The 23,076-nt window shown below is 44.9% G+C and carries 13 protein-coding genes; 2 read left to right on the top strand and 11 right to left on the bottom strand.

Annotated features, from left to right (window positions below):
- Positions 1-282: 282 nt before the first annotated feature.
- A protein-coding gene (gene prfB, locus ACHLI0_RS15570; protein WP_161800204.1) for a peptide chain release factor 2 occupies positions 283-1,399 on the bottom strand; the annotation gives its coding sequence in 2 pieces (ribosomal slippage) (positions 283-1,335 and positions 1,337-1,399; 1,116 coding nt in all).
- A 105-nt stretch (positions 1,400-1,504) separates the two neighbouring features.
- Between prfB and ACHLI0_RS15565 the strand changes: the two genes are divergently transcribed.
- Positions 1,505-4,423 carry a M16 family metallopeptidase gene (locus tag ACHLI0_RS15565; protein WP_490749614.1) on the top strand — a complete coding sequence of 973 codons (2,919 nt, stop codon included), beginning with the start codon at positions 1,505-1,507 and terminating at the stop codon, positions 4,421-4,423.
- 90 nt (positions 4,424-4,513) lie between these two features.
- Here ACHLI0_RS15565 and ACHLI0_RS15560 read toward each other — a convergent pair whose 3' ends face one another.
- Positions 4,514-6,319 carry an AMP-dependent synthetase/ligase gene (locus tag ACHLI0_RS15560; RefSeq protein WP_490749613.1) on the bottom strand — a complete coding sequence of 602 codons (1,806 nt, stop codon included), beginning with the start codon at positions 6,317-6,319 and terminating at the stop codon, positions 4,514-4,516.
- 109 nt (positions 6,320-6,428) lie between these two features.
- On the opposite strand from ACHLI0_RS15560, the gene ACHLI0_RS15555 reads away from it, so the two are divergent.
- Positions 6,429-7,496: a M20 family metallo-hydrolase gene (locus tag ACHLI0_RS15555; protein ID WP_117977614.1), complete on the top strand. Its 1,068-nt coding sequence runs from the start codon at positions 6,429-6,431 to the stop codon at positions 7,494-7,496.
- 109 nt (positions 7,497-7,605) lie between these two features.
- Here the strand turns inward: ACHLI0_RS15555 and ACHLI0_RS15550 are convergent, their stop codons facing one another.
- The 9 genes from ACHLI0_RS15550 to ACHLI0_RS15510 all read right to left on the bottom strand — a co-directional run bounded on the left by ACHLI0_RS15550 (position 7,606) and on the right by ACHLI0_RS15510 (position 23,054).
- Complete coding sequence (locus tag ACHLI0_RS15550; RefSeq protein WP_490749612.1) at positions 7,606-7,968, bottom strand: hypothetical protein; 363 nt, start codon at positions 7,966-7,968, stop codon at positions 7,606-7,608.
- Positions 7,969-8,330: 362 nt separating this feature from the next.
- Positions 8,331-9,320, bottom strand: a complete 990-nt coding sequence (locus ACHLI0_RS15545) for a DUF2059 domain-containing protein (RefSeq protein WP_490749611.1) — start codon at positions 9,318-9,320, stop codon at positions 8,331-8,333.
- Positions 9,321-9,928: 608 nt separating this feature from the next.
- The gene (locus ACHLI0_RS15540; protein ID WP_008762495.1) at positions 9,929-11,062 is read right to left on the bottom strand and encodes an aldose epimerase family protein; all 1,134 of its coding nucleotides are present in this window, start codon (positions 11,060-11,062) and stop codon (positions 9,929-9,931) included.
- A 214-nt stretch (positions 11,063-11,276) separates the two neighbouring features.
- Entirely contained in the window at positions 11,277-13,340 is a 2,064-nt protein-coding gene (locus ACHLI0_RS15535) for a beta-L-arabinofuranosidase domain-containing protein (protein WP_414232472.1), read from the bottom strand.
- A 225-nt stretch (positions 13,341-13,565) separates the two neighbouring features.
- Entirely contained in the window at positions 13,566-15,581 is a 2,016-nt protein-coding gene (locus ACHLI0_RS15530; RefSeq protein WP_490749610.1) for a glycoside hydrolase domain-containing protein, read from the bottom strand.
- Positions 15,582-15,662: 81 nt separating this feature from the next.
- The gene (locus ACHLI0_RS15525) at positions 15,663-16,796 is read right to left on the bottom strand and encodes an aldose epimerase family protein (protein WP_259022165.1); all 1,134 of its coding nucleotides are present in this window, start codon (positions 16,794-16,796) and stop codon (positions 15,663-15,665) included.
- 9 nt (positions 16,797-16,805) lie between these two features.
- Positions 16,806-18,224, bottom strand: a complete 1,419-nt coding sequence (locus ACHLI0_RS15520) for a glycoside hydrolase family 125 protein (RefSeq protein WP_229101427.1) — start codon at positions 18,222-18,224, stop codon at positions 16,806-16,808.
- 48 nt (positions 18,225-18,272) lie between these two features.
- Entirely contained in the window at positions 18,273-20,564 is a 2,292-nt protein-coding gene (locus ACHLI0_RS15515; RefSeq protein WP_490749609.1) for a GH92 family glycosyl hydrolase, read from the bottom strand.
- A gap of 12 nt (positions 20,565-20,576) precedes the next feature.
- Positions 20,577-23,054, bottom strand: coding sequence for a glutaminase domain-containing protein (locus ACHLI0_RS15510; RefSeq protein ID WP_490749608.1), 2,478 nt, complete (start codon positions 23,052-23,054; stop codon positions 20,577-20,579).
- Between the last annotated feature and the right edge of the window lie 22 nt (positions 23,055-23,076).

Below are 23,076 nucleotides of genomic sequence, written 5' to 3'. Positions count from 1 at the left end.
TATTCACCGTCGACAATCAACGTGTCCCCGTCCATGCAAAACTGTGTAACCTGTGGTGAATCAATCAACCGAAAAAGGAATATGCGATCAGCATAATCAGCGCCAAAATAATGAGTGAAACAAATACTATCTTGACTACCCGCTGGGCCTGCTCCTCCTCTTTCTTACTATGTGCTACTTTTCTCTTACTTTTACCCATAATGTTAGCTTTAAAGTTCAACGCTAACAAAGTAAAAACAAATCTTTTAACTTTCCAAAAATAACACTCGCTAATTTTTGTTTTTATGATTCCTGCGATGAAAATTCCATCAGATAGGCTTTGATGAATTCCTCGATTTTACCATCCATCACTCCGTTTACATCCGAAGTCTGATAGTTGGTACGATGGTCTTTCACGCGGCGGTCATCGAATACATAGCTGCGAATCTGCGATCCCCATTCGATTTTCTTCTTACCGGCTTCCACTTTCGCCTGTTCTGCCATGCGGTGCTGCAATTCTTTATCGTATAAGATAGAGCGCAACTGGCGCATTGCATTCTCACGGTTCTTCGGCTGGTCACGAGTTTCGGTATTCTCGATAAGGATTTCCTCTTCTTCTCCCGTATAAGGGTCTTTGTACTGATAGCGCAGACGAACGCCGGATTCTACCTTATTAACGTTCTGACCACCGGCACCACCGCTTCGGAATGTATCCCATGAAATGCAGGCAGGCAGAATATTCACTTCGATACTGTCGTCCACCAACGGAGTGACAAACACGGAAGCAAAAGATGTCATGCGCTTGCCTTGCGCATTGTACGGAGAAACACGCACCAGACGGTGAACGCCGTTCTCTCCTTTCAGATAGCCATAAGCGAAATCTCCCTCAATATTGATGGTACAGGTTTTGATTCCTGCCTCATCCCCTTCCTGAAGGTTGGCAATAGTAGCCTTGTAACCGTTCGTTTCAGCATAGCGCAGATACATACGCATCAGCATAGATGCCCAGTCCTGACTTTCCGTACCACCCGCACCGGAGTTGATTTTCAACACACAGGCCATCTGGTCGGCTTCATCACGCAGCATATTCTTGAGTTCGAGTGCTTCTACCGCTTCACTGGCTTTCGCATAAGCCGCGTCCACATCTCCCTCAGTCACTAATTCTTCTTTATAAAAATCGAACGACAGTTCCAGTTCGTCCGCCAGTGTCTTGACTTCATTATAGCCGTCAATCCACTTTTGCAGGTCTTTCACCAGTTTCATCTGGGCTTCCGCTTTCTTCTGGTCATCCCAGAATCCCGGCGCCTGCGTTCTTAGTTGCTCTTCTTCGACTTGAATTTTCTTCCCGTCGATGTCAAAGATACCTCCTCAGCGCATCAGTGCGCTCTTTCACGTCTTTAAGTTGTTCAATAGTAATCATGTGATTTACAATTTTATCATTTACAATTTACAAATTTCTCTTTTCGGTGCAAAGGTAAGAAAAATTCCGCTACCTTTGTTTCTGTCACTAAAATGTTGTCACAATATGAACAAACTCCTGAAACTTTCATGCTTATCGCTCTTCCTTGCATTAGTGATGAGCAGTTGTAGCTCACAAAAGAAGTATAGCTACGAGACAGTGCCCAATGACCCGCTGAAAGCCCGCATCTACACACTGGACAACGGATTAAAAGTTTACCTCACCGTAAACAAGGAAACTCCCCGCATTCAGACATTCATCGCCGTGCGGGTGGGCGGAAAGAACGACCCGGCAGAAACGACCGGACTGGCACACTACTTTGAACACCTGATGTTTAAAGGTACCGACAAGTATGGCACACAGGATTATGCTGCCGAAAAACCACTATTGGACCAAATTGAACAGCAATTTGAGATATACCGCCAGACGACGGACGAAGCAGAGCGCAAAGCGATCTACCACACCATCGACAGCCTCTCTTACGAAGCATCCAAATACGCCATTCCCAACGAATATGACAAGCTGATGGCTGCTATCGGTTCTTCCGGCAGCAACGCCTACACATGGTATGACCAGACTGTTTATCAGGAGGATATCCCCTCCAACCAGATAGAGAACTGGGCAAAGATTCAGGCAGACCGCTTCGAGAATAATGTCATCCGCGGTTTCCATACGGAACTGGAAGCTGTGTACGAAGAAAAAAATATGTCTCTGACCCGGGACAACAGCAAAGTGCAGGAGGCGATCTTCTCCTCTCTCTTCCCCAAGCATCCTTATGGAACACAAACCGTATTGGGTACACAGGAGAATCTGAAGAACCCTTCCATCACCAATATCAAGAATTACTATAAACAATGGTACGTTCCCAATAATATGGCGATCTGTATGTCCGGAGATTTAGACCCGGATGAAACCATTGCCTTGATAGATAAATACTTCGGAGGCTTGAAGCCGAATCCGGAACTTCCCAAACTGAATCTGCCGAAAGAAGATCCGATCACCGCACCTGTAGTTAAAGAGGTATTAGGTCCTGATGCGGAAAGCGTTGCACTGGCATGGAGATTCCCCGGATTGGCCAGCAAGGATTTCGAGGTTCTGCAAGTTGTTTCGCAAGTATTATACAATGGAAAGGCAGGACTCATCGACCTTGATCTGAACCAGCAGCAGAAGGTGCTGAACAGCTACGGTTACCCGATGGGACTGGCAGATTACTCAGCCTTCATATTGGGCGGACTTCCCAAACAGGGACAAACGCTGGAAGAAGTCAAGGATCTCTTGCTGAACGAAATAAAGAAACTTCGTGCCGGAGAGTTCGATGAGAAGATGCTGCAAGCCAATATCAACAACTTCAAGCTCTACGAACTCCAGAGCATGGAAAGCAATGAAGGACGTGCCGACATATTCGTCAACTCATTTATTAACGGAACAAACTGGAAGGACGAAGTAACCGCCATCGACCGCATGGCTAAACTGACCAAAGAGGATATCGTAGCCTTTGCCGATAAATATCTGAAGGAGGATAATTATGCCGTTGTCTACAAGAAACAAGGCAAGGACCCGAACGAGAAGAAGATGACAAAACCGGAGATTACTCCCATCGTATCCAACCGGGATGTGGCAAGTCCATTCCTTACCTCCATACAGGAGAATGCAGTAAAGCCCATCGAGCCCGTATTCCTCGACTTCAAGAAAGATATGAGCCAGCTGACAGCGAAATCCGATATTCCGGTACTCTACAAACAGAATACCACCAACGATCTCTTCCAACTGATCTACGTATTCGATATGGGTAACAACAACGACAAGGCATTGGGAACGGCTTTCGACTACCTTGAATATCTGGGCACTTCCGACATGACACCGGAAGAACTGAAGAGCGAGTTCTATCGTCTGGCCTGCACTTTCTACGTTTCTCCGGGCAACGAACGCACCTACGTGGTTCTTTCCGGTCTGAATGAGAATATGCCGGCTGCCATGCAACTATTCGAAAAGTTACTGGCGGACGCACAAGTAAATAAGGAAGCTTACGACAATCTGGTCGGAGATATACTGAAAGCCCGTGCAGATGCCAAACTGAATCAAGGACAGAACTTCTCCCGCCTGATGAATTATGCGATGTACGGTCCGAAGTCTCCCGCCACCAATTTACTGACGGAAGCAGAGCTCGCCAGCATGAATCCACAGGAACTGGTTGACCGGATTCATAATCAGAACAACTACAAACATCGTATCCTGTATTATGGCCCTAGCAGCAGCAAAGACCTGCTGGCTACCATCGATCAATACCACCAGGTACCGGCTACTCTGAAAGATATTCCTGCAGGAAACGAATACTCTTATCTTGAAACTCCGGCGACCAAAGTGCTGGTAGCTCCTTACGAAGCCAAACAGATTTATATGGCGCAAGTTTCCAATCTTGATAAGAAATATGATCCGGCTATCGAACCTACCCGCGAATTATATAACGAATATTTCGGCGGAGGCATGAACTCCATCGTCTTCCAGGAAATGCGTGAAACACGTGGACTGGCTTATTCCGCATGGGCCGGCATAATGCCGCCAAGCTATCTGAAGTATCCATATACGATACGTACCCAGATTGCAACTCAGAATGACAAGATGATTGATGCCGTCAATACGTTCAACGATATTATCAACAATATGCCGGAATCCGAAGCAGCCTTCAAATTGGCAAAAGAAGGATTAATCAACCGCATGCGTACCGACCGCATCATCAAAAGCGATATTATCTGGACTTATATCAATGCACAGGATTTGGGACAAAGCGTAGATCCACGCATCAAACTCTATAATGACGTGCAGACTATGACACTGAAAGATATCGTTGATTTCCAAAAGGAATGGGTGAAAGGACGCACATATGTTTATTGCATCTTGGGAGACAAGAAAGACCTTGATATGAATAAGCTGAAAGCAGTAGGCCCTATCGAAGAACTCACTCAGGAACAAATCTTCGGTTACTAAAACCAAACGATACAGAAAAAACAAAGAGGCTGTCTAAAAAGTCGTTACTACCGACTTTTTAGACAGCCTCTTATCCCCGAGTATTTTCCATTACTCTTCGTACATCTTCTCAATCAGTTCTTTATAGTTTTCAGATACCACTGAGCGTTTCAACTTCAATGTATTAGTCAATTCTCCACGCTCCATGCTGAAAGGTTCAGGAAGTAATGTGAAACGTTTGATCTGTTCATAATGCGCAAATTGCTGTTGCAAGGTCTCTATCCGTGCACGGAACAGACCGACAATCTTTGGATGCTGCAACAGTTCGGCCATATCTTTGTATTCGATTCCTTTCTCCTTCGCATAGTCCTTGACAAACCCGTACATCGGAACGATCAAGGCAGAAACAAACTTCCGCTGATCTGCGATAATAGCGATCTGGTCAATATAACGGTCTATCACCAGTTTGGTTTCCAATGCTTGCGGAGCAATATATTTACCATTCGATGTCTTAAACAAATCCTTAATGCGCTCTGTCAGGAATAACTGCCCATTCTTGAAATAACCTGCATCGCCTGTATGGAACCAGCCGTCAGCATCGATAGCAGCGGCAGTAGCCTCCGCTTTTTTATAATATCCTTTGGTTATACTTTTTCCACGGAGCAGGATTTCATTGTCTTCGCCTATCTTCACTTCCAGTCCCGGCAATACCACACCTACCGAACCGATATCATAACCTACCGGCAAAGTACATGATACCGTAGCCGTAGACTCTGTCAGTCCATAGCCGACCACCATGTTGATTCCTACCGAATGAACAAATTCATTGATTTCATCGGGCACGGCTGCACCGGCTGTCGGGAAGAAATTTCCATTCTCAATACCGATCGTCTTCTTCAGCAAAGAATAAATAGTCTTCTCATAGAACTTATATTTCAGTTGATTCATCACCGGAGGGGTCTTTCCCAACCGGAGATAATCCAGATTATGGATTCTGCCAACTTTGATGGCATCCAGCATCAGCGCCTTCTTCAATCCTGTCGTTTCATTGATCTTCTCCTGTACACCGGCATATACCTTTTCCCAGAAACGGGGTACGCTGCACATCAGTGTCGGGCAAATTTCTTTAATGGTTGTCTGGATATCTGCCGGACGAAGATTGATGCAGATCTGTACTCCTTTATGAATACAAAGATAGCACCATGCCTTCTCGAATACGTGTGTCAACGGAAGGAAGTTCATAGAAACATCCTTGTCGGTCATTGTCGTCAGACGCTCGTCATGCGTATGGAACTGCTCCAGATAGCACGAATGATGCAACATTACTCCTTTGGGTTCCCCCGTCGTACCGGAAGTATAAAGGATGTTAGCCAGATCATCGTAAGAAGCACGTGCGGTACGTTCTTCCACCACCTCATTATGCGGCAATCCTTCGCCCATTGCCATAAACTCATCAAAATAGATGGAGGAGACATCACGCGGGTCTTTTACTACCGAACGGTCGAAAATAATCAGTTGTTGTAACGAGGAACAAAAGCCGAAGATGCTGAATGCAGAATCATACTGATACTGTTCGCCTACAAAAAGATAACGGATTTGCGCATCGTTGATAATGTATTGTGCCTGTGCGGGTGAACTCGTTGCATAGAACGGAATAGTAACCCCACGATTGGCAAATGCGCCGAAATCGACATAGAACCATTCAGGTTTATTCTGTGAAAAAATACCGATATTCTCTTGTTCCTCCACTCCTAGCGCAACGAAAGCATTAGCAGCCTGTCGTACAGTTCCGGAGAATTGATTCCAGGTAATCGGAATCCATTGTGCTGTCTCATAGTCGCGATATCTCAAGGCTACCCTGTCGCCATACTTTTCAGCCTGACGATGGACCAAGACAGATAAATGATGATAAGTCATACTCTTTGTATTGATAAATATGGTACAAAGGTATTAGTTTTATTTGAAACTATTGCGCAAAACGAGTATCTTTGTGCAAATATTAAGCTCTAAATTAACAAGTTTGTATATGAAATACGATATTCCAACCATGACAGCCGAAGCTGTAAGCCTGTTGAAATCACTAATCAGCATTCCGTCCATCAGTCGGGAAGAGACGCAAGCAGCTGATTTCCTGCAAAATTATATCGAAGCCGAAGGGATGCAGACCGGGCGCAAGGGAAACAATGTTTGGTGCCTCAGCCCTATGTTCGACCTTAAAAAGCCGACAATCCTGCTCAATTCTCATATCGACACGGTTAAACCCGTAAATGGCTGGCGCAAAGACCCTTTCACGCCCCGCGAGGAAAACGGGAAATTATACGGATTGGGCAGTAACGACGCCGGAGCCAGTGTTGTCTCACTCTTACAGGTGTTCCTGCAACTATGTCGCACTTCTCAAAATTACAATCTCATCTACCTTGCTTCCTGCGAAGAAGAAGTTTCGGGTAAGGATGGAATTGAAAGTGTATTGCCGGGGTTACCCCCTGTTTCATTCGCTATCGTAGGCGAACCTACGGAAATGCAACCTGCCATTGCCGAAAAGGGGTTGATGGTACTGGATGTAACTGCTACGGGAAAAGCCGGACATGCCGCACGCGATGAAGGAGATAATGCCATTTATAAGGTATTGAACGATATCGCTTGGTTCCGTGATTATCGTTTCGAGAAAGAATCGCCTTTGCTCGGGCCGGTAAAAATGAGCGTTACGGTCATCAATGCGGGCACTCAGCACAATGTAGTTCCCGATAAATGTACATTTGTTGTCGATATCCGAAGCAATGAACTTTACTCCAACGAAGATTTATTTGCAGAGATCAGAAAGCATATAGCCTGCGATGCGAAAGCCCGTTCGTTCCGCCTCAACTCTTCACGAATTGATGAGAAACATCCGTTCGTACAGAAAGCGGTGAAGATGGGACGTGTACCTTTCGGTTCCCCGACTTTGTCAGATCAGGCATTGATGTCCTTTGCGTCGGTAAAGATCGGTCCGGGACGCTCTTCACGTTCACATACAGCTGAAGAGTATATTATGCTGAAAGAGATAGAAGAGGCTATCGGGATTTATTTAGATTTGTTAGACGGACTAAAGCTTTAGTCCGTCTAACAAATCTAAATAAATCATTGACATACAATCTGTTATTATTTATTCTGAATATATTACTTCTATATCAGAACATAAACAATTTTCAGGCCAGTTATTACTATTACTTTCTTAATTTGAATGCTTTGTCAAATACAGCTACAGACGCATTAACACTTAATCCCGCTGTATCCAAAATACCAAAGATAGTTGAATATGCTTTTGCATAGTCATTAAATTCTTTTGTCTTCTCAATATCTTCATCCTTATTTAATGATTTCTTCTTTTCGAGATATTTCTGGCATAAATCAGTAAATACTATAAACTCATCCAAATTTGTAATAGAATCAACCAACGCACGTTCTTTTTTACTAATTTCCAGATGATCCCGCACATCCTCATAAGAATTTATAGTCTTACTATGGTTCTTAGAAATTTTGTTAGAACTACATCCAGAGGTCACAATAACAACACTTATTAAGACCATTCCTAGCTAAATAACAGGGTTCTTTCTTATTTTTACCATAACATTAAAATCTGATTTTGTTAAATATAAAATATTATTTATTATTTTTTTTATGTCGGAAACAACCAACATAGAAGAGCAAGAAAAATAATGTATACCAATATTCTTATCTCTTTGTATATTTTATTATGACGAAAAAGGAAGTCAAGCAGCAACGTTACAAGATACCAAGCTATTACGACTTGCGTCAAATCATATTGCCGTTCCAAAGGGTCCATGAATACTATACATATATCAATGGACATCAACACAATGGTTATGATCCAAACCATTGTGTTTTTTTATAGTTATATTCATTTTCAATGATAGATAAATCTGTCCAATCAATAATAGACTTTCTTGTTTTCTCTGGAAAGTACCAAATAATCGTCCACTTTTACATCAAAATAAGACTTAGCTTTACCGTCATCATTGGAAGGCAACTCCTCTTTATCAGTCAGCGCCTCTATTATATCGATTTCCTTCACGTTCTTTTTCAATTTGGGGAACAACAAGCTGACATATATGTATTTACGATTGCAACCTTTAATAATCATCAACTTATCCATAGGTGCTCCACCATCATATCCTCTCACCATGTATTCATCACCGGTTTTCTTATCTACTATTTTAAATCCCGGGCTATAGTACAGCCATTGCCAGTCGAAATAGATGGGTTGCAGGAACGTAACTTTAGTATCATCTTTCCTTCTTTCAATAGAATGCAATAAAGGCTTTGTACCCATGCCATGCTCATAGGTTCTATCGGCAACGATCTCTATGCTATCTTTAGGAGCTGTATAAGCCGCATCAAATAACTTTTGATCGCGTGCCTTGGCCTGTTCGGCAGCGTCATCCCTTACCAACTCTCTTGATTTCTGAAGCTTCGGCATCATTTCCTGCACCATTTCCATTGACAGTTGCTGTATCATCGGCATTGATTCAGTTGCAACAGCAGTTGCAGTCTCCCCAAGTTTTCTTCCCGCAGGAGATTCATAAAAAGCAACCACTTTTTTCAGTTCATCCAGTGTCATGTGTTGCTGGTAAATAGGAGCATATACTTCCATGACTTTATCTTCAATCTTCCGTGTCCATTTTGAAGCAAAATCTTTCCAATAAGCCTCATCTTGTTGGAAAGGCCCATTTTTCATACTCGCCATCAATTGAGACATTATAGCTTCAGAGGATGCCGAACTGCCGGAAAGCGTCATGATCTTTTTTAGTAAAGTTTTGTACTCGTCAGTCTGGTCTGAATTCTGAGCCGAAGCCGGTAAAATAGAAGTAAGCGATGTGGCTACGCAGATCACCATTAAGAAAAGGATTTTTTTCATCATATAATAGTTTTGTTGATGAAGTCAAGTTAACTTCATTGTGTTATACATTCTTACAAATATACTCTAATTATTATTAGAATACAAACAAATAACGGACATAATTATAAACTGCGGCAATTATTGTCTGACTTACTGCTTCTCTTCGTCCAAGCAACCCTATAATCACCTGATTTTCACCTATTGTTATCAGATTTTCGTAGGGACATCTTCATCGTTCCACCCGGGTAGAACGAACTGTCTACGTCTGTGACACGATCGGTTTACCTGGGTGCAATGATCAGTTCACCCGGGTGGAACGATGAAGATGTCGGTAAGATAATATAAGAATGTAAGGGAGATATGCTAAGGACATAAGTGTCACAACATACAAATGATAGGCAGAGTAAAATCAATACAGCTGTAGTCTGTAGCAGAAAGAATGATGAGAGACAACTTAAAAAAGGATGAGAGATACACTGTTTGGGAGCATATTATGGGATAAAACGATGAGAGACACCCTGCTCCGAAGGTATCTCTCATTCATTATTCATCTAGTTATCTGATCTTTACAGAAAGACAGTGAGACCGTGAGACTAAAATATTTTTTTTATTTCTTGGGAGCGAGCAGATTATTCCTTATCTACAGAAAATTTAAAGATACACTGACTCATGTATTTTTCTCCCGGGCGAAGCACAGCCGAAGGCCATTCCGGTTTGTTCGGAGTATCCGGATACTTCTGAGTTTCAAGACATACGGAAGCACGCTGATTATATGTGATACCTTTCTTTCCTGTCAGAGAACCATCCAGGAAGTTGCCGGCATATACCTGAACACCCGGTTCGTTGGTATATACATCCAGTACGATACCCGTTTTGGGAGATTCGAGTGAAGCACATTTACGGGAAATATCCCCTTTGGCATTCAATACCCAGTTATGGTCATAACCATTTCCATTCTTCAATTGTACAAAATCGTAGTCGTTAATGCGTGCACCTACCGGAGTCGGAGTGCGGAAATCCATCGGAGTACCTTCTACCGGAACAATCTCGCCGGTTGTCATGAATGTGCTGTCTACCGGAGTATAATAATCGGCATCCACCATCAGCAGATGATCTGCATTATTTGCCGCATCACCGTCAAGGTTAAAATAAGAATGGTTGGTCATATTTACGATAGTCGGCTTATCCGTTTCTGCTTCATAGCGGATATCGATTGCATTATCGTCTGTCAGTTTCATCAGGACTTTACAGGTAATGTTACCCGGGAAACCTTCTTCGCCATCCGCAGCGACATAAGTCAGTTCCACTTCTTGCGGATTCGGTTGTACAGCGTCAAACACACGATACTGGAATCCATTGGGACCGCCATGCAGGCAATGACCGTAATTATTCTGAGGCAACTGATATTCAATGCTGTCCAATGTGAATCGACCTTGATTGATACGGTTTGCGTAACGACCGATGCTGGCACCAAAATCAGAAGGTTTGCTGATATAATCCTGAATAGAATCGAAACCTAAAACTACATCCTGCATCTTACCGTCTTTATCGGGGACCATCACAGAAACAATGCGTCCACCGAAATTCGTCACACAAACTTCCATGTTGTTCTTGTTACGAAGGGTGTACAGATCGGTTTTCTTACCACCTACTTCAGTCTGGAAGTTAGTTCTTAACAGGCCGGAGTCGGTTGGTTGCTCGGCTTTCGGGGTACAAGCAGCTACAAAAAGGGCAGAAACAGCCCATAATGCTAAATTCTTCATGGTTGATATAAGTATTATTATAAATTAGTTCAACGAACATCTTTTATTTAGATTGCAAAATTGGCGAAATTCTGATAGTTTGGAGGCAACATTCTTTCCAAATAATAGCACAAATCAGTCATTTCGCCAATGATGCAATCATAAACACTTATATCTTTCTAAATCAAAATGATTTATCTTATAGCAAATTCAAGTAAACTGATTCCATCACCAGCTACTCCTTTGTATTCGGGAAAGCCGATATTCTCAACCGGGCCGCTCCCATCGGAATCAATGTGATCTCTTCTTTAGCGCCTTTCACCGCATCTTCTTCGGGCAATACACCGCAAAGTCCGGTTTCGTCAATCTGCCATTCGGGGATCATCCGGCCGGTAGCTTTCACTTCCAAAGGCACATTGGCCACCGTGAACGGGAAGTTATCAGCAGGCCAGGACTTACGAACGACTTTGAAGTTCTTCAAAGGCTCTTTCTTATCCAATACCAACGAATAGTTCCAGGGACTGTTAGCATAGATTTCAGTAGTAGGCCACTTCTTCGGGTCAGCACCTTTCTGCCATTTGGAGTCACCGATAGCCGTTTCACGACTGTCTTTTTCTATATATTTCTCGTCAATCTTCAGAGATAAAGTCAACGGACCATAATCCACACTTACACTGTTCTTATTGACTTGCCACGTACGCATGGACAAAGACATCGGAAGAGTCATTTCTACTTTATCACCATCCGCCCATTCGCGTTCGATACAAAGGTATTTACCGGATACAGGCTTCACACTGATCTTCTTTCCGTTGACACGCACTTCGGCTCCTTCAGTCCATGAAGGAATGCGGAGGTAGAACGGAAAATCGACCTTTTCATCGGTAGAAACGGTGAATTTGATACCTTCTTCAAAAGGATAGTTAGTCTCTTCGTGAAGGACGATTTCTTTTCCATTACCCACTTTGATCTTTGCTTTGCAAGCAGCATAGATGGCAGCGGCAATACCGTTGTCGGGAGTTGCCAATATCAGATGTTCCGAGAAATAAGGCCAGCCTTGTGCATGGTTATGCTGACAGCAACGGCTGCTGAACGGATTCATGGAAAGGAACGGACCACGGTTGTCAATACCCGGATGATGGTTCTTTGAGTCACTGACAGTATGATTCGGACAAGTGATGTAGCGCAAAGCCTTGAAGTCCGGCATCACAGCGGCAGGATAAGAGTTGAAAGCTACTTCTTCGCAATGCTCAGCCCACATCGGGTCACCTGTCATACAGAGCATGATCTCATCGGAAGCCATCTGTTCCACCAGTCCGCAGGTTTCCACTCCCTGACGAGGATCGATATATCCCAGACGGGCATTCTCGTCGGCACCGAACATACCGCCCGGAACCTGGCCAAAAGTACGACGGATCAAATGATGTACATTATAAGAGGCTTTGAGCATAGCGGAATCTCCGGTCTGCATATAATAAGTGGCAGGTTCGCGGAAACACTGGGCGATGTTCACATTGTGCCAGTTGGGCAGGGAAGTTGATTTTGTCCAGTCGGCTGTGTTGCGGTGAATCTTCTTGGCAAGGTCCAGCAGGAAGGCATCTCCGGTATGATTATAAAGCCAATAGATACTGATGATGTTGTCACCGCCACGGCTGTTTTCCCAATAGTCTTCCAGAAGCTTATCGTCGGGGACAGTCATCTGCCATTTGAAGTAGTTCGTCATCAGGTCAATAACCCGTTGATCCTGAGAATATTCATAATAAGATTGCAGACACCAGAGCATGATCATCTGTGCCCACAATTCACGCTTGCCGTTCCGTTCGTTGACAGGACCGAAGTATCCATCGGGCTGGCAACTGGCAAATACACCTTCAATCCATGTTTTTGTTTCCGCAATCATCTTCGGGTCATTCAGGATATAGGCAAGGTTGCCATAACCTTTCAGCCAGTAAGGTACTTCTTCCCAGCCATGATCACCACCGGTTGTCAGCCAGGCGTTATTATCTTTCTCCAGCCAGGCACTGATTTCTCCCAAATGTCCGGTCAACCCGTCACGTTGTAGTTCGAGGTACTTCTTTACCCAGCCTTCCGGCTGAATGCTGCCGACAGGCAGCTTAATAAAATTCAACGGACGGAGCGGAGCCCGATAGCTCACATAATTCACATTCGTCGATTCTGTGTCGGGGCGGTCCATCACCCTTACAGACTCACTGGCAGTGCGTGTAGTAAAAGCTGCTGTCAGTAACCCGACAGTTAGCAGCGTACCCGCAACACCTATTTTAAAAGATCGTTTCTGTTTCATTTTGAATATTTTTTTGGGGGATGACTTAAGAGTCGGTAGTTTCTCCAATCTCCTCCTTCGGGAAGGAGGAGTACCCGTAAGGGGGAGGTGGTAAGTAAATTATAACTTTCTATATTACAGCGAACTATGCATTCACCTACCACCCCGGCTTTGCCACCCCTCCTTCCCGAAGGAGGGGAGTTTTAGATACTACCGACTTTTTAGTCAGCCTTGTTTTAATTCGGTTTATTTATAATTATAAATCAATTCTCCGCCTTTTATCAGTTCATTGTGAGATATACGGTAATCATCAATCTTTTTCCCGTTGAAATGGATACTTTTGATCGGTGCGTCTTTCTTTTTTCGTCCTTCTGTCTGAATAGTAAGTACGTTTCCATTCGTCAACCGCAACAGTACCCTGTCGAAAAGCGGAGAGGTCAGATCATAGTATTCATCTCCCACAAGCAGAGGATAGAAACCCATTGCACCGAACACGTACCAGGCACTCATCGTACCGTCGTCTTCGTCCATTTCGGGACTATACCCTTCGGGGGCATTCTTGAATGCTTTACCCAGATAAGGAGTCTTAAATTCCGAGTTGCCTCCATATTTATGGATCATCGGTTCGGTCATCAGACTGCGTACTATCTGCTGGGTTTTCTCCGGTGCCCCAAGTCGGTTGAACAGGTAAGGAACATGGATATCCGGTTCGTTTCCCTGATTATAAAGGTGATGGTCGAAGAAATAGGTAAGTTGCGAACGAAGAGAGTCCTGCCCTACCCATTCTATCATTTTATCAATGTATTGTGGAGCAGCCCATCGGTACTGCCAACGGGTTCCCTGATAGAGTCCGTTGTTCTTCATCACTTCAAAAGCGGGAGTCACATTCATAAATTCCTTCTTCCATGTTTCTTCAAAGAGAGAGACCGATCGTTGCCGGTATTGTTCGGAATCCGCCTTTTCACCGATGATTTCCGCTATCCTTGCCATTGCCCACAAGTCATATGCCGATTCCATCTTCTGGTCGGGCGAACGCATGGGCAGCCGCTCCATTTCCTGCTTCATACCAGCGTATCCTTTACGGAAATCAAGGTTGGTAATTCCTTTCCGGTAAGCGTCCAACAAAAGAATCACGGCATGTTCCGTACGTACTGTCGGGGTAGACTCGAATCCGGTGGACCAGTCTTTCTTTCCCGTTGCATACAGATGAATCAGGGAAGTCGCCATATCCCGCATCTTCGCAGGTTCGGTCAGTACCAACAAAGGGAATTTAGTGCGGAAGGTATCCCATAACGACCAGTTACTGTAATATCGGAAGTCTTCTGAGATATACACTTTTCCATCCGTACCCAGATAAGCTCCGTCCGGAGAACTGACATCTGCCGGACTCAGGTAAGTACGATACAGGGAAGTATAGAAAATGACCCTGTCATCTTTCTTGCCTCCTTTGACGTCGATAGCCGACAGTTGCTTTTCCCACTGATCAGCGGTCCGGGATTTCACATCTTCGAAGTCCATCTTTTCCCAACGAGCACATTCCCAGCTCGCCAGTTCGGAACTTAACGCTGACAGTCCGATACGGACTTCCACCGAACGTACCTTTTTGCCAAAGGTAAGGCAGGCAGTCGTCTCTTTTTGCTCTTCCAACTGGAAAGGATGGCTGGTATTTAAGGAGAAATAGAGTTTGTAGCGTCCATGTCCGCAGACATTCCTTGCCTGTACATAGCCTTCGATACAAGTCTCCGATATACGTTTGTAATGGCAGGTAGCTACGTCTTCAAACGTAGAGGCGAAGTCTATCCAAAGGGCTGCGGAAAGGCTTCGGGGAAATTTATAGCGTTCCACCGCCATAGCGTTGGTCGCTGTCAATTCAGTTTTGATACCATTGGTAAAAGCTGTCGAGTAATATCCGGGAGTTGCTTTCTCGCGGGACTTTTTAATATGTAACTCCTGTGAAGGAGCTACCGGACGAATGCGCAGGTTTCCTCCTCCGCCGCTACATCCCACTCCGGAGAGGCGGTTGACAGAGATACCGGAGACTTTCGTCACTGCATAATCATAACCGGCATGGCTACGCGGATCGTTGTCCGGACACACACAAACCATTCCGAAAGGAGCGGCAGCGCCCGGAGCTACCTGTCCGTTATCACCGGAAGTACCAATAAACAAGTTGACATACTTTGTATTTTGTGCAACTGACGGTGTCATGATAGATAACACGACTAAAAGAAGGGCATACCATCTGCTTCGGTTGTTTTTCATGCTTCTAAAATAGTATCATCCCGTCACTCTTCGCTACGCTCTGAATGACAGGATAGGGTTAACTAATGATATAACTTATCTTTAATTCTTGTCTACAGAGAACTTAAAGATACACTGACTCATATATTTCTCACCCGGACGAAGTACTGCCGAAGGCCATTCCGGTTTGTTCGGAGTATCGGGATACTTCTGAGTTTCGAGACATACGGAAGCACGCTGGTTGTAAGTGATACCTTTCTTTCCGGTCAACGAACCATCCAGGAAGTTTCCTGCATATACCTGAATACCCGGTTCGTTAGTATATACATCGAGTACGATACCAGTCAGCGGTGATTCGAGAGTAGCACACTTACGGGTAACATCGCCCTTGGTATTCAATACCCAGTTGTGATCGTAACCGTTACCATTCTTCAACTGTACGAAATCGTAGTCGTTGATACGTGCGCCTACCGGAGTCGGAGTGCGGAAGTCCATCGGAGTTCCTTCAACCGGAGCGATCTCGCCTGTAGTCATGAAGGTACTGTCTACCGGAGTATAATAGTCAGCATCAATTGTCAGCAGATGCGCCTCATTACGGGCTGCGTCTCCGTCAAGATTGAAGTAAGAGTGGTTGGTCATATTCACAATGGTCGGCTTGTCGGTTTCCGCTTCGTAACGGATATCGATCGCATTATCGTCTGTCAGCTTCATCAACACTTTACAAATGATATTTCCCGGAAAACCTTCTTCGCCATCTTCTGCCGTGTAAGTCAATTCCAGTTCTTGCGGATTCGGCTGAACGGCATCAAACACACGGTACTGGAATCCTTGCGGACCGCCATGCAGGCAGTGACCGTAATTATTCTGAGGCAACTGATACTCAGTACCGTCCAAAGTAAATCGACCTTGGTTGATACGGTTAGCATAACGGCCGATACTTGCTCCGAAGTCCGAAGGCTTGCTGACATAATCCTGAATCGAATCGAAGCCGAGCACTACATCACGCATCTGTCCGTCCTTGTCGGGTACCATCACTGAAACGATACGACCACCGAAGTTCGTTACACAAACTTCCATGTTGTTCTTGTTGCGCAAGGTATACAAATCTGTTTTCTTTCCATCCACTTCCATCTGGAAGTTACTTTGCAATAAACCGGAATCCGTTGTTTTCTCGGCTTTCGGTGTACAAGCTGCCATTAAGAGGGCGGCAACTGCCCATACACATAACTTTTTCATGGTATTCTATTAATTGATACTATTCAATAAATCTACTTTGCCTTCGTTGACTAACTTAAGAATCAGTTCTCCGAAAAGCGTATTCTGCCAAGCAAACCAGGCACGGGTAAAGTTCTTCGGATCGTCTTTGTGGAAAGATTCGTGCATAAAGCCTGTTCCGGCATCGGTATCCATCAGCATTTTGATACAGGTTTTGATTTCCGCATCATCCTTGCTGGTGAAGGCTTTCATCATGATACTCATCGGCCACACCATATCATAACCGATATGCGGTCCGCCGATACCTTCGCCTGCCTTGCCTTTGAAGAAGTAAGGATTGTCTTCGCTCCACACGAATTTACGGGTATTCTGATAGATAGGATCGTTTACATCTACATCACCCAGATAAGGCATGGCAAGCAGGCTCGGTACATTGGCATCATCCATCAGGAAGTGATTTCCGAAGCCGTCTACCTCGAATGCATAGATTTTACCATATTTCGGGTGGTTGTATACTGCATATTTCTTCAGAGCTGTTTCCACTTCTTTAGCCAAGTCTTTGCATTCCTTAGCCAAAGCTGTTTTCTTGTTTACCGCTTCCAAAATCTCGGCTGCCTTACGCAAAGAAGATACGGCGAAGAAGTTGGAAGGTACCAGATATTGAAGAGTCGTTGCATCATCCGAAGGACGGAAGCAGGACACAATCAGCCCGACAGGCTTTACTGGTGCTCCGAGTCCGTCATTATTCAATGTATCCAATGCACGTTCTGTCTTACGCTGGAATTTATACGGGCCAACTCCGTCTTTGCGTTGTTGTTCCTTGAATGTTTTCAGCACATTGGTGATAGCCTGAATCCATTCTTCTGAAAAGATACTGGCATCTCCGGTTGTTTTCCAGTAGTGATAAGCCAGACGCAGCGGGTAGCAAAGTGAATCGATTTCCCATTTACGTTCGTGCAGTTCCGGCTTCATATCGGTCAGGTCGCTCATCCAGTGATTGTCTTCAACGGCACCGTCATTAAATGCGTTTGCATACGGATCGATATTGATACATTTGAACTGGCGGAGGATAACACCTGCCAGCATCTCTTTCAGTTCGGGATCGGAGTTTGCCAACTGCACATACGGCCATACCTGCGCACCCGAGTCACGAAGCCACATTGCGTGAATGTCGCCCGTATAAACGAATGTGTCCGGTTTGCCATCCGCGCCTTTGCGGAAGTGTACGGTAGTGTCGATGGTATTGGGGAAACAGTTTGCGAACATCCATGCCAGTTTCTCGTTTTTCAGAAGTTTCTGCACACGAATGATTTCCTTTTCTACCGCATTCGAACGGAAAAGACGTTTGGAAACTTCCGGACGATTGTCTTTCTGAATAGCGTCCGTCACACATACATGCATTCCGGACATCGTATTTGCAGCCTGCATCTGACCGCCACAAAGGAGCATGCCTGCCAGCATACCCGCACTGATATATTTTACTTGCTTCTTCATAAATTACTTTTTCTTTTTAAATTCGTTGGAGAAAGAATAAGGGAAATCGGTTTCTTTGGTACCACGCTGCTCATTGGGTTTGGAATCCATCTTGAAAGTGATGGAAGCACCGTTCATAAGGTCCTCATGAGTCACGTAGTTCTTTGTATGGTCTTTGCCGTTCAAGGTCATGGAAGAGATATAACGTTTGTCGTCTCCGTTATTTGGAGCGGAGATGGTTACTGTCTTTCCATTTTCAAGATGCAGCTTCATCTGTTTGAAGTAAGGAGTACCGAGAATATACTCATCCGTACCCGGACATACCGGATAGAAGCCCATAGCAGAGAACACATACCACGCAGAAGTCTGGCCGTTGTCCTCATCACCACAATAACCGTCGGGAGCAGGAGTATAAAGCTTATCCATCACTTCACGAATCCAGTGCTGCGCTTTCCACGGCTGACCGGAGTAGTTGTACATATACAGCATATGCTGGATTGGCTGATTACCGTGTGCATAGTTACCCATATTCATAATCTGCATCTCACGGATTTCGTGGATGACACCGCCATAATAGCTGTCGTCAAAGACAGGAGGCAGGATAAATACAGAGTCCATCATCTGGTTGAAGCCGTCTTTTCCGCCCATCAGGTCGATCAATCCCTGAGGATCATGGAATACGGACCAGGTATAATGCCAGCTGTTTCCTTCGGTGAAAGCGTCTCCCCACTTCAACGGGTTGAACGGAGACTGGAATTTGCCATCCTCATTCTTGCCGCGCATCAGTTTATGTTCGGGATCATACAGATTCTTATAGTTCATGGCTCTCTTTGCAAAGATCTCAATTTCCTTTTTAGGCTTGTTCAAGGCCTTACCCAGCTGATAGATACACCAGTCATTATAAGCATACTCCAGTGTGCGGGCTGCATTTTCATTGATGCCTACGTTGTAAGGAACATAACCGAGCTTATTGTAGTAGTCATAGCCCAGACGTCCGGTAGAAGAAACCTGCGGATGTACCGCATTAGCTCCGTGCTTTACAGCTTCCCAAAGAGTTTCGATATCATATCCTTTCAGACCTTTCAGGTAAGCATCAGCAACTACCGAAGCCGAGTTGTTGCCAACCATACAGCCTCTGTGTCCCGGGCTTGCCCATTCCGGCAGGAAGCCGCTTTCTTTGTAGGTATTTACCAATCCTTCCTGCATCTTCATGTTCATAGACGGATACATCAGGTTCAGGAAAGGGAAAAGACAACGGAACGTATCCCAGAAACCGGTATCGGTAAACATATAACCGGGAAGTATTTCACCATTATAAGGACTGTAGTGAACGATATCTCCTTTCGCATCTATTTCGTAGAAGCTTCTGGGGAAAAGTACCGAACGATACAGGCAGGAGTAGAAAGTACGCAAATGGTCGATATCATCATCTTCCACTTCGATGCGTCCCAAAACGTCGTTCCACACCTTACGGCCTTTTGCCGCAATCTGGTCTATGTTATCTTTGCCCAACTCTTTCAAGTTCAGTTCCGCCTGTTCGGGGCTGATGAAAGAAGAAGCTACACGTACATTTACCTGTTCGCCTTTACGGGTTTTAAAGCCGATCAATGCGCCGACATGCTTATCGTTGGCTTCCAGTTTATTGGTATCGATGTTACCATTGGCAACAGCTGCCGTATAAGTAAAAGGCTTGTCAAACTCCAGTACGAAGTAATTCTTGAAGTTTGCGGGAACACCGCCGCTGTTCTTGGTCGTATAACCGATAATCTTGTTTTCCGAAGGGATGACTTTCACAAACGAACCGTTGTCGAAAGCATCTACAACCACATAAGAGTGATCGTTCTCAGGGAAAGTGAAGCGGAATGCTGCCGCTCTTTCTGTCGGAGCAATCTCGGTTACTACATCATGGTCGGCAAGGTATACTTTGTAATAGTAAGGAGTAGCCGTTTCTGCTTTATGCGAGAACCAGCTGGCACGCTGATCCTGATCGAAAACGGCTTTACCGGTAATCGGCATGATGGAGAACTGACCGTAATCATTGATCCAGGGGCTGGGCTGGTGGGTTTGTTTAAAACCTCTGATTTTATCGGCATCATAGGTATATGCCCAGCCATCCCCCATTTTTCCGGTCTGGGGAACCCAAAAGTTCATTCCCCAGGGAAGGGCGATAGCGGGATAAGTGTTTCCGGTAGATAAGGCGTGCTTGGACTGAGTACCTACCAGCGGACTGACATAATCCACTGGTCCGGTAATCGTTTTAGCATCCATATTCCACGCACTAAATAAAGTAAAAGCTAATAGAGCGAGTTTTTTCATGGTGTTCTTGTTTTATTTAGTTAGTTTTTCTTCAAGCATCTTTATAAAATAGCCGCCAACTACGGAACGCGCCTGGAAACCTCTCTGAATCGGATTGTCCGTAAATACCCAGTCGGACATCGGAACGCGGGTAGTCGTTTCATCCATAAACAGATATACCGGTTCAATAAACTTCTCGAAAGTAGCTTTGTCCTGTGCCATGGTAGCTGTCCACATGATCCAGTCAGTCTTGGTATAAGTTTCACGGTTATCCAGCGGAAGGCCGTATTTATTTTGCTTCGTAAGATAATAAGCAATTTCTGTCTCAGCAACTTTTTCCGGGAAAATCTGTAGTTTCAGTAATTTGTCCCACACCAGATTATACTTCTGGCTCCAGGTTCCCGGTTTGTCGAATGTCAGACGGTAGTGGTCGCCGTCATCCGCCATCTTCACCCATTCGGCAGCCATTTCTTTCGCCTTCTTCGTGTACTTTTCAGCAACGTCTTTTTTGCCCAGCATATCTGCCATGTAGCCGTAAGAAGCAATACCCATGATAGCCTTGATAGAAAGATTGGCATTGTGCGCAAAGTGTCCGGCAAAGTCATCCGTACAAAGTTGGTTCTCCGGATCAAGACCGTACTCAACCAGATAATCCGTCCAGGTTGTCAGAGTTTCCCAATGCTTTTGTGCGTAGTCGGCATTTCCTTCTACAGCAGCAATCGCTGCAGCAAGGACTACCATATTGCCGGATTCTTCGATCGGCATATCGCCTCCGTAAGTCTGACCGTTAGCCAGCGGATATGTACCTACGTCGTGAGCAGCAAACGGTTTGGTCCATTTTCCGCTTTCACTATAATAGAAGATATGGTTCATGGTAGCTTTCACCAGTTCCGGATTGTAAAGCAGAAGCAACGGAGCTCCCGGATAAGTCAGATCGACTGTTCCGATGGAACCATTACTGAAATTCTCTTTGGAAAGGAATAACAGGTCACCATTCGGAGCTTGTACCAGTTTATGGGCAGCTAATGCCTGACGATAAGCCAGAGCGCAAAGTTCGGCATACTTGCGACCACCGACTGCTTCTGCCTCTGTCATCAGTTTATTATCGAAAGCTGCACAATTCTGCATTTGAGTCTTGTATTCCTGTTCTGCTTTCTGGAATTGCGATACGATTGTTTCACTGCCTGTACGATTCCAGTAAGGACGGAGGTTTTCACCAAAGTACTGGATAGAGTAAATATCATCGTAACCGATCAGCAGGTGTCCGTTCGCTTTCTTTGTTTCACCCAGTGAGCGCACTAAAGCGAGTTTGTCATAACCATTGGTGGTAGGAGCTTCCAGCTTATTCTCTGTAAAACTTTGGCGGAGTTTCTTTCCGTCACCGATAGCATAAGTGCTGTTCTCTTTTTCAGCAGCCAGGTAGAAGTGTCCCCAGTCAATACGTACATCGTCACCTTTCTTTTTCAGGATGTCCTGATTACGGCTGCCGGTGCGCAGGAACAACAGATCACCGTCAGTAAAGCTGTCGGCTACGGATTCCTGATGAGGCAGATCGAGTGCCCATTGAGGAGCAGCTTCAAAATAGAGTTCAACTTGGTGCGCCTGTCCGTCGTTAGAAATGACTTCATAAGAAATATAGTTGACAGGACGTGTCATCAAGTCCAGGTTATCCATAAATAGGGGTGCCGTAAATGTCAAATTCAAGTCTACCGGACCGCAAGTGAAGTTATAATAAGTCTGCATAGGTTGTACATCGGCAGAAGTCTGCTGTGCAGTCTGATTGAAGTAACGGTTATTATCCAATTCTACCAGCAAACCAAAATCCAGCAAGCCATTCGCTCCGCGGTTGTGACAATAAGCGGCAATCAGGTTTTCTCCCTTTTTCAGGGACGCTACCACTTCTTCCGATAACTTCACCTGTACGTGCTTCTTACAAGCGTTTCCTGTGTCTACAACCTTTATTCCGTTGATATAGATAATCACATCATCATCATGAGAATATTCCAGATACACATTCTTACCAGTCAAGTCTTCCTGAATATCAGCGACACGGCGTACCCAGATAAATTCCTCACCCCACTGGGTCTTGGCTACATGTTCGTTCTCCATGGTTCCGAAGGCACCTTCACCTTCTTTCCAGGCAGCATCATTGAAGCCGACATTCTGCCATCCGTCGGCAGGTTGCTGAATTGTATATTTTCCTGTCCAGTTACCTTGTTCCGAAGTTTTCACCAGAGGTCTCAATTCCAGTTCCTCCGTTCCCATAAAGCGGTAAGTCTGTCCGTCGACTTTAGCTACACCGATTAAAGGGAAATCTTTACCGCTCCAATGTTTGACCGAACCATCGTATAAGTTGTCCGTGAAAGACCATGCACTGGTATACGGGTCTATGCTCACCAGCGGATAAGCCGGAGCACGCAACTCGCTCTTCACATGCTGTTCCAGCTGGGTCTCACAGCTACAAAATACAGAGGCTGCTCCCAGCAACAGCGTCATCAGTTGTTGTTTCATAATTTAATTACCTGTTTTATTT

This window comes from Bacteroides sp. RCH18 (assembly GCF_058231005.1).
This window is presented reverse-complemented; position numbering and strand designations above follow the sequence as displayed.

What these genes read in the sequence shown, in the direction of transcription:
- ACHLI0_RS15550 (WP_490749612.1), bottom strand. Translation starts at nt 7,968, where the DNA reads ATGGTCTTAATAAGTGTTGTTATTGTGACCTCTGGATGTAGTTCTAAC.
- ACHLI0_RS15535 (WP_414232472.1), bottom strand. Translation starts at nt 13,340, where the DNA reads ATGAAACAGAAACGATCTTTTAAAATAGGTGTTGCGGGTACGCTGCTA.
- ACHLI0_RS15530 (WP_490749610.1), bottom strand. Translation starts at nt 15,581, where the DNA reads ATGAAAAACAACCGAAGCAGATGGTATGCCCTTCTTTTAGTCGTGTTA.
- ACHLI0_RS15540 (WP_008762495.1), bottom strand. Translation starts at nt 11,062, where the DNA reads ATGAAGAATTTAGCATTATGGGCTGTTTCTGCCCTTTTTGTAGCTGCT.
- ACHLI0_RS15520 (WP_229101427.1), bottom strand. Translation starts at nt 18,224, where the DNA reads ATGCTCCTTTGTGGCGGTCAGATGCAGGCTGCAAATACGATGTCCGGA.
- ACHLI0_RS15525 (WP_259022165.1), bottom strand. Translation starts at nt 16,796, where the DNA reads ATGAAAAAGTTATGTGTATGGGCAGTTGCCGCCCTCTTAATGGCAGCT.
- ACHLI0_RS15560 (WP_490749613.1), bottom strand. Translation starts at nt 6,319, where the DNA reads ATGACTTATCATCATTTATCTGTCTTGGTCCATCGTCAGGCTGAAAAG.
- ACHLI0_RS15555 (WP_117977614.1), top strand. Translation starts at nt 6,429, where the DNA reads ATGAAATACGATATTCCAACCATGACAGCCGAAGCTGTAAGCCTGTTG.
- ACHLI0_RS15545 (WP_490749611.1), bottom strand. Translation starts at nt 9,320, where the DNA reads ATGATGAAAAAAATCCTTTTCTTAATGGTGATCTGCGTAGCCACATCG.
- ACHLI0_RS15515 (WP_490749609.1), bottom strand. Translation starts at nt 20,564, where the DNA reads ATGAAAAAACTCGCTCTATTAGCTTTTACTTTATTTAGTGCGTGGAAT.
- ACHLI0_RS15510 (WP_490749608.1), bottom strand. Translation starts at nt 23,054, where the DNA reads ATGAAACAACAACTGATGACGCTGTTGCTGGGAGCAGCCTCTGTATTT.
- ACHLI0_RS15565 (WP_490749614.1), top strand. Translation starts at nt 1,505, where the DNA reads ATGAACAAACTCCTGAAACTTTCATGCTTATCGCTCTTCCTTGCATTA.